This is a genomic window from Paraburkholderia sp. Clong3, from assembly GCF_050436485.1.
GTDB classification, from domain to species: Bacteria; Pseudomonadota; Gammaproteobacteria; order Burkholderiales; family Burkholderiaceae; genus Paraburkholderia; species Paraburkholderia tuberum.
Window position 1 is genome coordinate 2,215,231 of the sequence record NZ_JBNDMH010000002.1, and the last position, 12,901, is coordinate 2,228,131.

The following is a 12,901-nucleotide window of genomic DNA, read 5'->3' on the forward strand; positions in this document are numbered from 1 at the left end:
GTCAGATGCGCACGCAATCGACGAAGTATTCGATGCGCCCGTTGACCATTTCGCCGACGAGCCCGTGGATATCCGTATGGAAGCCCGGGAAGCGCTCGTTGAACTCGCGCGCGAAACGCAGATAGTTGACGATGGTCCTGTTGAAACGCTCGCCCGGAATCAGCAGCGGAATGCCCGGCGGATACGGCGTCAACAGGATCGACGTGACACGGCCTTCGAGCTCGTCGATCGGTACCCGATCGATCTCGCGGTGCGCGAGCTTCGCGAACGCGTCGGACGGCTTCATCGCCGGCTCCATGCTCGACAGGTACATCTCGGTCGTCAGACGCGCGATGTCGTTCGCGCGATACACGCTGTGGATCTGCTGGCACAGGTCGCGCAGGCCGACACGCTCGTACATCGGATGATGCTGCACGAACTCGGGCAGCACACGCCACAGCGGCTGGTTGTTGTCGTAGTCGTCCTTGAACTGCTGCAGCTCGGTCACCATCGAGTTCCAGCGGCCCTTCGTGATGCCGATCGTAAACATGATGAAGAACGAGTACAGGCCCGTCTTCTCGACGATGATGCCGTGCTCGGCCAGGTACTTCGTGACGATCGCGGCCGGAATGCCGGTTTCGCCGAAGCCGCCGTCCATGTCGAGACCCGGCGTGACGATCGTCGCCTTGATCGGGTCGAGCATGTTGAAGCCTTCGGCGAGCGGGCCAAAGCCGTGCCATGCGTCGTTGGGACGCAGCATCCAGTCGTCGCGCGAGCCGATGCCTTCCTCGGCGAACTGGTCCGGGCCCCACACCTTGAAGAACCAGTCGTCGCCGTATTCGGTGTCGACCTTGGTCATCGCGCGGCGGAAGTCGAGCGCTTCAGCGATCGACTCCTCGACGAGCGCGGTGCCGCCCGGCGCTTCCATCATCGCCGCGGCCACGTCGCACGACGCGATGATCGCGTACTGCGGGCTCGTCGACGTATGCATCAGATACGCCTCGTTGAAGCGATGCTTGTCGAAGCGGCTGTTCTTCGAATCCTGCACGACGATCTGCGACGCCTGCGAGATGCCGGCGAGCAGCTTGTGCGTGGAGTGCGTTGCGTACACCATCGCGCCGATGCGCGGACGGCCCGCGCCGATGGCGTGCATGTCCTGATAGAACTCGTGGAATTCGGCGTGCGGCAGCCACGCTTCGTCGAAGTGCAGCGTGTCGAGCCATTCGCCCAACATCTCCTTGATCATCTCGACGTTGTAGATCACGCCGTCGTAGGTGCTTTGCGTGATCGTCAGAATGCGCGGCTTCAGGTTCGGGTTCTTCGCGAGCGCTTCGCGCGCGAACGGGTTCGCCTCGATCTTCTTGCGGATGTTCTCCGGTTCGAACTCGCTGCGCGGAATCGGGCCGATGATGCCGAAGTTGTTGCGGGTCGGCGTCAGGAACACGGGAATCGCGCCGGTCATCGTGATCGCGTGCAGGATCGACTTGTGGCAGTTGCGGTCGACCAGCACGATGTCGCCCGGCGCCACCGTGCCGTGCCAGACGATCTTGTTCGAGGTGGAGGTGCCGTTGGTCACGAAGAACACGTGGTCGGCGCTGAAGATGCGCGCGGCGTTGCGCTCCGAGGCCGCGACCGGACCGGTATGGTCGAGCAGCTGGCCCAGTTCGTCGACCGCGTTGCAGACGTCGGCGCGCAGCATGTTCTCGCCGAAGAACTGGTGGAACATCTGGCCGAGCGGGCTCTTCAGGAACGCGACGCCGCCCGAGTGACCCGGGCAGTGCCACGAGTACGAACCTTCTTCCGCGTACTGCACCAGTTCCTTGAAGAACGGCGGCGCCAGCGAGTCGAGATACACCTTCGCCTCGCGGATGATATGGCGCGCGACGAACTCCGGCGTGTCCTCGAACATATGGATGAAGCCGTGCAGCTCGCGCAGGATGTCGTTCGGCAGATGGCGCGAGGTGCGCGTTTCGCCGTACAGGAAGATCGGAATATCGGCGTTGCGGCGGCGCACTTCGGTCACGAACGCGCGCAGCGCGACGATCGCGGCGGCAAGCTCGGGCGTCTCGCCTTCGACGACCACGTTATCGACGTACGGCAGCAGCTCGTCGTCGTCGATCGACAGGATGAAGCACGACGCGCGGCTCGACTGCTGCGCGAACGAGGTCAGATCGCCGTAGCTCGTCAACCCGAGCACTTCCGCGCCTTCTTTCTCGATGGCTTCGGCCAAAGCCCGGATGCCGGAACCCGAGATGTTCTCGGAGCGGAAATCTTCGTCGATGATGACGACGGGGAAACGGAACTTCATGGGCGATTCTCCAAAAAGAAAACGACCGCTGCGTTACGCAAAAAAGCGCAGCGGTTACCCGAATAACTGGTGGGTCAAGACGCTGCCGGCGTCACGTTTTCGGCAACGTGACGCCGTGCTGACCTTGATACTTGCCGCCGCGATCCGCGTACGACGTTTCACAAATCTCGTCGCTTTCGAAAAACAGCACCTGGGCGACGCCTTCGTTCGCGTAAATTTTCGCAGGCAAAGGTGTCGTATTCGAGAATTCGAGCGTGACGTGGCCTTCCCATTCCGGCTCGAACGGCGTCACGTTGACGATGATCCCGCAGCGCGCGTAGGTCGATTTGCCGAGGCACACGGTCAGCACGCTGCGCGGAATACGGAAATACTCGACCGTGCGCGCGAGCGCGAACGAGTTCGGCGGGATGATGCAGACGTCGCCCTTGAAATCGACAAACGACTTCTCGTCGAAGTTCTTCGGATCGACGATCGTCGAGTTGATGTTGGTGAAGATCTTGAATTCGTCGGCGCAGCGGATGTCGTAGCCGTAGCTCGAGGTGCCGTAGCTGACAATCTTCCGGCCGTCTTCGGAGACGCGAACCTGATCGGGCGCAAACGGCTCGATCATCTTGTGCGACTCGGCCATGCGCCGGATCCACTTGTCAGATTTGATGGTCATAGGTGAGAGCTGCTCGACGTGAATATCAGGTGTGACGAAAGATAGATGAAAACGGCCGGCGGCGGCGCCCAGCCGGCAAAGGCCGCTTATTTTACGCGATCACGGAGACGCTGCCGCAGATGGCGCGAGGCGCGCTCGATGAAGGGGGTCCGCCGACTGGCACGACGCCGTGGCGGGACGGGCGCGGCGAAAGCGCGCTCGCGCTTCACTGCTGGCGAATCACGCCGCAGGCGATCGCCGCGCCCGCGCCATGCTGAGGGTAAGCGTAGGGATCGGTCGCATCGCGGTGGAGCAGTACCGCGCGCTGCAGCACCGAGCGGATGCCGTCGAGCGACACGTCCGGCGCGACGATGAAGCCGGTGGCCACGCCGTTCGCGTCCGCATGGATGTTGCCGAGATCGCCCTCGACGCGCGCGCCGGCCTTGAGCCGTTCGGCCGCCGGCGAAAACACCGGACCGGCGCTGGAGCCGTCGGCGGCGTTGCAGTCGCCGCGCTCGTGCACCTGCAGCGCGTGGTCGCTATTGGGCGGCAAGCCCGTGAGATTGTAGGTGACCTGGACGCCGTCCGAGCGCTCGATAAAGGTCACGAGACCGTGCGCCTGGTTGCCCACGGTGGGCAGCAGTTGCGCGTCGGCGCGCTTTTCCTGTGGTCTCAGGAATACGCCACAGCCGCTCAACAGCACACAGCCGGCAGTCAGGACGATGAACGCATGTACCGCGTGCCCGTCGATTCGTTTTCCCATGCGATCCTCTTGTCGGCCTGGCGGCTGCCCCTGCGGCCGCCGAGCCGAACTCGTGAAGTCGACATGATACCGCGAGAGTTCGTGAAAATAGGGATCGAGATCACCCCTAATCCCTCGCCCGAACGGCCGCTCAGGTGTTCTGCACGACGATGTTCGGAAACTTCGAACTCATGTCGCGCGCGCGTTCGGCGATATGCACCGCGACCTTGCGCGCGATCGAGCGATAGAGCTCCGCAATGCGCCCGTTCGGGTCCGCGACGACCGTGGGACGGCCCGAGTCGGCCTGCTCGCGGATCGTGATGTCGAGCGGCAGGCTGCCGAGCACGTCGACGCCATACTCCTTGCCCATGCGCTCGCCGCCGCCGGCGCCGAAGATGTGCTCCTCGTGCCCGCAATTCGAACAGATGTGCAGGCCCATGTTCTCGACGATGCCGAGAATCGGGATGCCGACCTTTTCGAACATCTTGAGGCCCTTCTTCGCGTCGAGCAGCGCGATGTCCTGCGGCGTCGTGACGATAACGGCGCCCGTAACCGGCACGCGCTGCGCGAGCGTCAGCTGGATGTCGCCGGTGCCCGGCGGCATGTCGACGATCAGATAGTCGAGTTCGTGCCAGTTGGTCTGGCGCAGCAGCTGTTCGAGCGCCGAGGTCGCCATCGGGCCGCGCCACACCATCGGGTTGTCCGCCTCGATCAGGAAACCTATCGAGCTGGCCTGCACGCCGTGGCCGGTCATCGGGTTCATCGATTTGTCGTCGGGCGATTCGGGGCGACCCTCGATGCCGAGCATGGTGGGCAGCGACGGGCCGTAGATGTCGGCGTCGAGAATGCCGACCGCCGCGCCCTCGCTCGCGAGCGCGAGCGCGAGATTCACGGCGGTCGTGCTCTTGCCGACGCCGCCCTTGCCCGAGGCAACCGCGACGATGTTCTTCACGCCGGGCAGCAGTTTCACGCCGCGCTGCACGGTGTGTGCGGCAATCTGTTGCGAAACCTCGACGCGCACGTTCGCGACGCCGGGCACCGCGCGCAACGCGTCGGCGAACCGCTGGCGGATCGCGTCGAACTGGCTTTTCGCCGGGTAGCCGAGCGTCACCTGAAGGTTGACCGCGTCGCCCTCCACAACCACGTTGCGGATGCTCTTCGCGGCCGCGTACGGCGCGCCCGTGTTGGGGTCAGTGACGGCCGCGACGGCGGCGTCGACCAAAGCCCGATCGATACTCATTGATACTCCGTGGGGAAGAGGTGCGGCGCGGCGAGATGGACCGATCGGCCACGCGGCGGAATTTGCAAGAAATTGTTATGCGGCATTGCGAAAATCGAACGTGCCGGGCACCCTTCGGGGCACGCGGGACGCCGTAGGGTCGCATCGCTGTGTGTTTCAGGCACTATTGTAGTGTCTGACGGCACACGGTGCCCGAAGACCCTTCTTCGCTGTAGGACCGCGCGAAGCAAGGCGCAGGAATCGTTCCCGAACTTTCTGAGTGGTCAGTGCATTGCCGTAATGTTCGCTGCATAGACTGACCGCTACCCGCTAGCTCATTCGCACTCGAAAGGAAACCAAAATGAATGCAAGAATCATGACTCGCGTGGCCGTATTCGCCGTGGCCGGCTCGCTGGTGGCAGGCTGCGCAACTCAACAGGGCACCAACACAGCAGTCGGCACCGGCGTGGGCGCTGGTGCCGGCGCGGCGATCGGCGCGATCTTCGGCGGCGGCAAGGGCGCGGCGATCGGCGCAGCCACCGGCGCCGCGGTGGGCGGCATCACCGGCTACAACTGGGACAACATCCGCAACCGCATGTCGGGCGCGACCAAGGGCACCGGCACGCAGATCACCGAGCAACCTGACGGCTCGCTCAAGCTGAACATCCCGAGTTCGGTCACGTTCGACACCAGCAGCTACGCGATCAAGCCGTCGTTCGCACCGGTGCTCGACCAGCTCGCACAGACGCTGCAGCAGAATCCCGAAGTCGTCGCGTCGGTCGTCGGCCATACGGACAGCACCGGCTCGCTGCAATACAACGAGACGCTGTCGGTCAATCGCGCGCAGAGCGTGACCGGCTATCTGGCGCAACGCGGCATCGCGCCGCAACGCCTGTCGGCCACCGGCATGGGCCCGAACCAGCCGATCGCCGACAACAACACCGAAGCCGGCCGTGCGGCCAACCGTCGCGTCGAGATCTATCTGCGCGCCACGGCCCAGCACGCGACCCAATAAGGGCAACTCTCAAGGAGAAGGCACCGCCGGGCCGGCCGGGCGTTTCAGCCGCACGCGCCCGGCTTGCGGCCGGGACGAGCCGCCGGACCGGTTTGTCGACGGATCGAAAAAAATTTCGAACTCTGCGGAAAATCCGCGGTCTGTCTTTACGGTACGTGGCTGGCGAAGCCATCACGTCACCATTCTCCTCTTGTCGTTGTTGCTCCGGGGTTTATCGACCCCGGTTTTTTTTTGCCCGCGCGGTTTTGCACCCCGCTTCGCCAGGCATCGTTCCTGGCTGTCCCCCACCGCAGCGCCCGCCCCCATCCCCCTCTGTTCCGCGCGTCCAGCCCGCCGCGCCCGGTCCGCGTGCGGCGTGCGCCCTGCTAAAATCACCGTTTCGTCCCACCGCAGGCACCCCCGATCCTTATGTCAGCACCCGCCACCGACCTCCCAGCAGGCGCGCCGCCCGGCCGCCGTCAGATTCTCGTCACGTCGGCCCTTCCTTACGCGAACGGGCAGATTCATATCGGCCATCTGGTCGAATATATCCAGACGGACATCTGGGTCCGGGCGCTGCGAATGCACGGCCACGAGGTCTACTACGTCGGCGCAGACGACACGCACGGCACGCCGGTGATGCTGCGCGCGGAACAGGAAGGTCTGACGCCGAAACAGCTGATCGATCGCGTCTGGCTGGAACACAAGCGCGACTTCGACAGCTTCGGCATTTCGTTCGACAACTACTACTCGACGGACTCCGAGGAAAACCGCGTGCTCAGCGAAAACGTCTACCTCGCGCTGAAGGAAGCGGGGCTGATCGACGCGCGCGAGATCGAACAGGCGTACGACCCGGTCAAGGAAATGTTCCTGCCGGACCGCTTCATCAAGGGCGAGTGCCCCAAATGCGGCGCCAAAGACCAGTACGGCGACAGCTGCGAAGTCTGCGGCTCGACCTACCAGCCCACCGAGCTCGTCAATCCGTACTCGGTCGTCTCGGGCGCGACGCCGATTCGCAAGACCTCGACGCACTACTTCTTCCGCCTGTCCGATCCGCGCTGCGAGAACTTCCTGCGCGCCTGGGTCGGCGGCCTCGCGCAGCCCGAAGCGACCAACAAGATGCGCGAGTGGCTCGGCGACGCCGGCGAAGCCAAACTCGCCGACTGGGACATCTCGCGCGACGCGCCGTACTTCGGCTTCGAGATTCCGGGCGCGCCCGGTAAGTATTTCTACGTGTGGCTCGACGCGCCGGTCGGCTACTACGCAAGCTTCAGGAACCTCGCCGAAAAACGCGGCCTCGACTTCGACGCGTGGGTCCGCAAGGGCTCGACGGCCGAGCAGTACCACTTCATCGGCAAGGACATCCTGTATTTCCACACGCTGTTCTGGCCCGCGATGCTCGAGTTCTCGGGCCATCGCACGCCGACCAACGTGTTCGCGCACGGCTTTTTGACGGTCGACGGCGCGAAGATGTCGAAGTCGCGCGGCACCTTCATCACCGCGCAAAGCGTGATCGACACCGGCCTGAATCCGGAATGGCTGCGCTACTACTTCGCGGCCAAGCTGAACGGCACGATGGAAGACCTCGACCTGAATCTCGACGACTTCCAGGCGCGCGTGAACAGCGATCTGGTCGGCAAATACGTGAACATCGCGAGCCGCGCGGCCGGCTTCCTGATCAAGCGCTTCGACGGCCGCGTGCAGGACAGCGCGATGCATCATCCGCTGCTCGGCACGCTGCGCGCGGCGCTGCCGCAGATCGCCGCGCACTACGAGGCGCGCGATTACAGCCGCGCGCTGCGTCAGACCATGGAGCTCGCCGACTCGGTCAACGCCTACGTCGATACCGCCAAGCCCTGGGATCAGGCGAAAGACCCGGCCAACGCGGTCGCGCTGCACGAGACCTGCAGCGTCAGCATCGAGGCGTTCCGTCTGCTGTCGCTGGCCCTGAAGCCGGTGCTGCCGAAGCTCGCCGAAGCGGTCGAGGCTTTCCTCGGCATCGAGCCGCTCGTGTGGGCCGACGCCACCGTGCCGCTCAGCTCGGCGCGCCCGATCAACGCGTACAAGCATCTGATGACGCGCGTCGATCCGAAGCAGATCGAGGCGCTGCTCGCGGCCAATCGCGACTCGCTGCAGGCCACGCCGGAAGCGGCCCCGGCCGATGCGAAGGCGAAGGCGAAGGCCCACGCCAAGGCCGTCGCCGCGAAGGAAGAAGAGGCCGGCATCATCACGATCGACGACTTCGCGAAGGTCGATCTGCGCATCGCGAAGATCGTCGACTGCAAGGCGGTGGAGGGCTCGGACAAGCTGCTGCAACTGACGCTCGACGTCGGCGAAGAGAAGACCCGCAACGTGTTCTCGGGCATCAAGTCCGCGTATCAGCCGGAGCACCTGATCGGCAAGCTGACCGTGATGGTCGCGAACCTGGCGCCGCGCAAGATGAAGTTCGGCATGTCCGAGGGCATGGTGCTAGCGGCATCGGCGGCGGACGAGAAGGCCGAACCGGGCCTCTACGTGCTCGAGCCGCATAGCGGCGCGAAGCCCGGCATGCGCGTGAAGTAACGCGCGGCGCCTTCGGGCGCCTCGCCCCACCTCGCCGCAGGCAGGTATGACGAAAACGGCACGCTTCCAGGCGTTCCGTTTTTTTATGTTGCCCGCGTCACCACGAGATCCGGTCGAAGCGCCGCGTGTACAGCACGTCGGCGCCATAGAACGTGCCGCCATACACGACCAGCGACCAGTATCGCGTCAGATTGATCGTTGCCTTGATCGCATTGCTCGCCGACTGCAACCCCTGCTCGTAGCCGATCACGAGCCGCTCGTTGATCGCCTTCGACACCATCACGACTTGCGGATCGGTCAGGCCGACCTCGCTGCGGCCGATCGAAAACTCGTCGAGCCCGACGGTCTGCGCGATCCGCTGACCCGTCGCGCTGCCGAGCAGCGCGAGCGCGGTCGTCATCGTGCTCTGCTGGCCGAGGTTATTTCCCTGGTCGGTGCCGTGGCCGAACAGCAGCCACGACAGTTTTTCGTTGTCCGGCACGCTTGGCTCCGACACGAGCCGCGCGACCGGCGCCTGCAGCGTGCCCGTTACCTGTACGCCGGCCTCGACCTGCTGGTTGCGGCGCATCGCGAGAATGTTGATGCCCGGATTCGTGACCGGCCCGTTGAACGTGAAGAAGCCGTTCTCGATCGCGAGCTTGCGGCCGAATGCGGTGTAGGTCGAACCCGGCGTGACGCGCACGTTGCCGACCGCGCGCAGCGGCGTATTCGGCGCGCTCGTCGCGGTGATCGTGCCGGCGAGGCCGAGATCGGCGCCCTTCCCACGGAAGCGGAAGTCGTTGCCGAGGCCGATCTCGATGTTCGCGCGCGGCGCGAACGGGCTCGCCGGCGGCTGGCCGCCTTCGCTCGGAGGCGGCCGGCCGCCCGAGCGCGTGCCGTCCGGGCGGATGATCACGACGTCGTCGCCGAGGCTCGGCGCGGCCTGCTCGGGCAGATCGAACCGCGCGCTGTCGACCACGAACTTGCCGTCGATCACGGGGCCGCGCTCCACGCCGCCGTTCGAGATGTTCGCACTGCCCGACAGCGACAGATGGCGGTCCGGCGACGCGAACACATCGAGCTTGTCCGCGACGATGCTCGCGGTCATGTCGGGCTCCGAGCTGTCGAGACGCACGCGGCCGGTCGCGCGCAGCGTGCCGCTCGCGCCGTGGAACTCGACCTGCTGGAAGTCCACCATGTTCTGCGACAGCGCGATGCGCACGACCCCGTCCTTCAGTTGCACGCCCTGGCTCACGACCGTCGCGGACAGACCGTCGCCGGTCAGCGAGCCGGTCACGTTCGGTTTCGCGACCGTGCCGCCGAGCGCGAGCTTCAGCGCGAGATGGCCGTCGAGCAGATAGCTGGGGCCGAGCAGGCCGCCCGTCGTGCGCAGCGACGGCACGTTCGCGTTCACGTTGCCCGACAGCGCGCTTTGCGGATCGACGCTCAACATGCCGTCGCGCAGTACGAGCGGCGTGTGCGCGTCGGCATCGATCACGCCGACGCGGCTCGCCTGCGCATGCACGGTCGCATTGAGCCGGTTGCCGCCGGTGAATTCGGCGCGCGCTCGGATGTCGCCAATGCCCATCGACGCGAGCCCGCGGCCGATCTCGACCGTCACGTCGCCGCTGCGCCGGCGCAGCTCGATGTGGCCGCTCGCCGTCGCGCCGAGCGAGAAGTCCCAGTCGCCGTCGAACACGAGGTCGGTGCGCACGGCGGGCGGCTCGCCGGTGATCTGGCGACGCAGCTCCTGCAAGTGCGCGAGCGACACATCGGTCAGGCTGCCGGCCGACTGGATGCGGCCGTGATCGAACGCGAATGACTTCAGGGTCAGCACCGAGCCTTCGATCGTCAGGCGCGTTGCGCCGAGCGTGAGGTGCCCCGGCCCGGCGCTGAGCGCGAGCGGCGATTCGAGATTGAGCGCCGGCGTGCCGCGATTCTGCAGACGCGTGACGGTGCCGTCCCAGCGCGAGCCGTCGCGCGTGTCGGTCAGCTTGCCGTTGGCGGCGAGCGTCAGATCGAGCGGTCGGTCCTGCAGCTTGCCGGTCGCGGCGGCTTCGAGCGTGTGGTTCGCGCGTGTGCCGGACAGGCGGGCGGTCAGCGTGGCGAGGTCGACGCCGCCCGCGTTGACATTGCGCGCGTCGGTCGTGAACGCGAGCGCGCCGTTCGCGCCGTCGCGCAACTCGGCGTGGCCTTCCGCATGGCCGATGCGGTTGCTCGCGAACACGACGCTGTCGGCCTTGTAATTCAGCGTGACGTTCGGATGCGCGAACGAGCCGGTAACGTCGCCGTCCGCGGCGACCGCGCCCGCGAGGCCGAAGCCGAGCCGATCGAGCTGCGGCGCGTCGATGCCGAAGCGCAGCCGGTCGCCGGCCGCGCCGAAGCTGCCTTGCAGATTCACCCGGTTGCCCGCCACCGAAAGATTCGCGTGGCTCGGCAGGATTCGCGAGCCGGCCAGCTGGATCATGCCGCCGCCCGTGAGCGGCAGGTCGTTGTAGACGCTCGGACCGAGCGTGAATTCGGCGCGCGTCGTGAAGACCGGCGCGAGCACACCTGCTGCCGTGACCGTGGCGTTCACGCGCGCCTCGATCCTGCGCGCTGGCGGACCTGCCTGCGCGGCTGCGCGTGGCGCAGGGCCCGCGCGATGCGCGGGCGGTGGCGTCCTGCGCTCGAGCACTTCGGTCTGCGCCGCGGCTTGCGCGGTGTTCTTCGCGATGGCGGCGGCCTGATCGCCGGGCGCCGCGCTCTTCGCGCCGGCGGTGCTGCCCACGAGCGCCGCGGCTTGCGCTTGCCGCTCGCGTTGCGCGCCGCTCGCGGCGGACGCGCCGGATGTCGTGACAGGCGTGCGGGCGGGCATCTGCGAGGTCAGCGACAGCGGATCGAAATCGGTCAGTTGCGCCTTCAGGTTGTAGGTCGAGTTCTCATCGTGCTTCAGCGCGCCCGATAGATCGATGCGGCCACGGCCCGACGTGACGCGCACGTCGTTGAAGCTGATGCGTGCGGGGTCGAACGTAATCTTGCCCTGGGCGCGCAGCGCGGCGGCGGGGTCGGCGAGATCGAGCGTCAGGGTCTGGATGTCGTCGTTCAGGCGGATGCCGATCGGGCCGGACAGCTGCGTCGGCCGCACGGTCGCCTGCAGCGCGTTCAGGTCGAGCCGCGCGACGCTCAGATCGAGCCGGCCGTGCCGGCCGCTCAGCGTGCCGCCGCCGGTGAGCGTCGCGTTGCGCACGAGCCGCACGTTCAGGTTCGAGATGCTCTGCGTGTGGGCGTCGAGGCGCACGTCGGCGTTCGCATCGATCAGCGGCAGCAGTTTCTGGTCGATTGCGCCGGGTTTCGCGTTGACGATCGAGACATGGCCGGCGACGGCGAAACCCGCCGCCGGTTTGGCCGGCGCGTGATGGCCGCCGATGATGTGGTGCGGATGGCTGGCGGCCGACGGTTTCGCCGCGCTGGCTGTGCCAGGGGCGGTCGCCGCGCCCTGCTCGACCGGCTGCAGCTCCGCGCGCACCGCCAGATCGGCCAGCGGCGCACCCGGCGCGAAAGCCTGCGGATTCACATGATCGAAGCTCAGCGTCGCGCGCTGCAACGGCACCGCGGCGAACGGCGTCGCTTCGACCCGCGCGTGGCCGGCGAGCTTCATGCCGCTCGCATCGAGCTCGGCGACGAGCTGCTCGAGCGTGCCGCTCAGGTGGCCGGCCACCTGCACCGCTTCATCGTTGACCTTGCCCGCATAACCGACTTCGCCGGTGAGCGGAAACGGCCGCACGCCATCGAGTTTCGCCGCTGCCGTCAGCGCCCCGAACGGCGTATCGAGCCGATCGATCGCGGCCTCGTGATGACGCCCGTCGCTGCGCCCATGAAACGCGAAGCTCGACAGCTCCGTCGTCGACGCGCCCTGGTGCAGCAGCAGCCGCTCGACCTGCACGTCGCGGATCTCCAGCTGCATCGGTAGCTGCAGATCCTGCCGCAAGCTCAGCGGCTCGTTGGTGCTCGCCGACGACGGGCCGACGCGCGCCTCGATCGTGCCGACGTGCAGGTAGTCGATCGTGAACCGCCACGGCTCGCGCGCGAGCGCCCAGCTGCCCGCGACGCGGTCGATCTCGATGTCGGTGCCGCTGCCGTCGAGGCTGCGCCAGCGCACGTCGCGCAGTTGCACGCCGCGCGCGAGCGTGCCGCCGTCGAGCGTGCCGGCGAGCCGGCCGCCGAGCAGCTTCACGGCCGCGTGCCACGCGTACGCGGTGCCGCGCTCGGTCGTCAGCGCCCCGTACAGCAGACCGACCGCGAGTGCGGCGAGCAGTACCAGCATGACCACCGTGCCCGCGACCGACTTCAGCAGCAGCCGGCCCCAGCGCCGCTTCGGCGGCGGCGTGTCGGGCGGCTGCTGCCCCTCCGGCGGTCCTGGCGGCATGGCGCCGGGCGGCTGCGCGGGGGGCGGGGCGGTGACGTCGGTGGTCATGCGTGAATACGGTGGCAAATAA

7 protein-coding genes are annotated in these 12,901 nt (G+C 66.6%); 2 read left to right on the plus strand and 5 right to left on the minus strand.

Annotated elements, in window-relative coordinates; genetic code table 11:
• Position 1: 1 nt before the first annotated feature.
• The 4 genes from OKW30_RS14405 to apbC all read right to left on the minus strand — a co-directional run bounded on the left by OKW30_RS14405 (position 2) and on the right by apbC (position 4,909).
• Entirely contained in the window at positions 2-2,287 is a 2,286-nt protein-coding gene (locus OKW30_RS14405) for an arginine/lysine/ornithine decarboxylase (RefSeq protein ID WP_018419715.1), read from the minus strand.
• Between the two features lie 91 nt (positions 2,288-2,378).
• Positions 2,379-2,948 (minus strand): dCTP deaminase, encoded by a 570-nt coding sequence (gene dcd / locus OKW30_RS14410; protein ID WP_008924193.1) that lies wholly within the window; start codon positions 2,946-2,948, stop codon positions 2,379-2,381.
• Positions 2,949-3,153: 205 nt separating this feature from the next.
• Complete coding sequence (locus OKW30_RS14415; protein ID WP_090803451.1) at positions 3,154-3,690, minus strand: superoxide dismutase family protein; 537 nt, start codon at positions 3,688-3,690, stop codon at positions 3,154-3,156.
• Positions 3,691-3,820: 130 nt separating this feature from the next.
• A complete protein-coding gene (apbC, locus tag OKW30_RS14420; protein ID WP_184021091.1) occupies positions 3,821-4,909 on the minus strand; it encodes an iron-sulfur cluster carrier protein ApbC in 1,089 nt (362 codons plus the stop codon).
• Positions 4,910-5,249: 340 nt separating this feature from the next.
• On the opposite strand from apbC, the gene OKW30_RS14425 reads away from it, so the two are divergent.
• On the plus strand, positions 5,250-5,903 hold the full coding sequence (locus OKW30_RS14425; protein ID WP_184007820.1) for an OmpA family protein: 654 nt from the start codon (positions 5,250-5,252) through the stop codon (positions 5,901-5,903).
• A gap of 408 nt (positions 5,904-6,311) precedes the next feature.
• Positions 6,312-8,444, plus strand: coding sequence for a methionine--tRNA ligase (gene metG, locus OKW30_RS14430; protein WP_429346961.1), 2,133 nt, complete (start codon positions 6,312-6,314; stop codon positions 8,442-8,444).
• A 97-nt stretch (positions 8,445-8,541) separates the two neighbouring features.
• Here metG and OKW30_RS14435 read toward each other — a convergent pair whose 3' ends face one another.
• Complete coding sequence (locus tag OKW30_RS14435; protein WP_429346962.1) at positions 8,542-12,879, minus strand: translocation/assembly module TamB domain-containing protein; 4,338 nt, start codon at positions 12,877-12,879, stop codon at positions 8,542-8,544.
• Between the last annotated feature and the right edge of the window lie 22 nt (positions 12,880-12,901).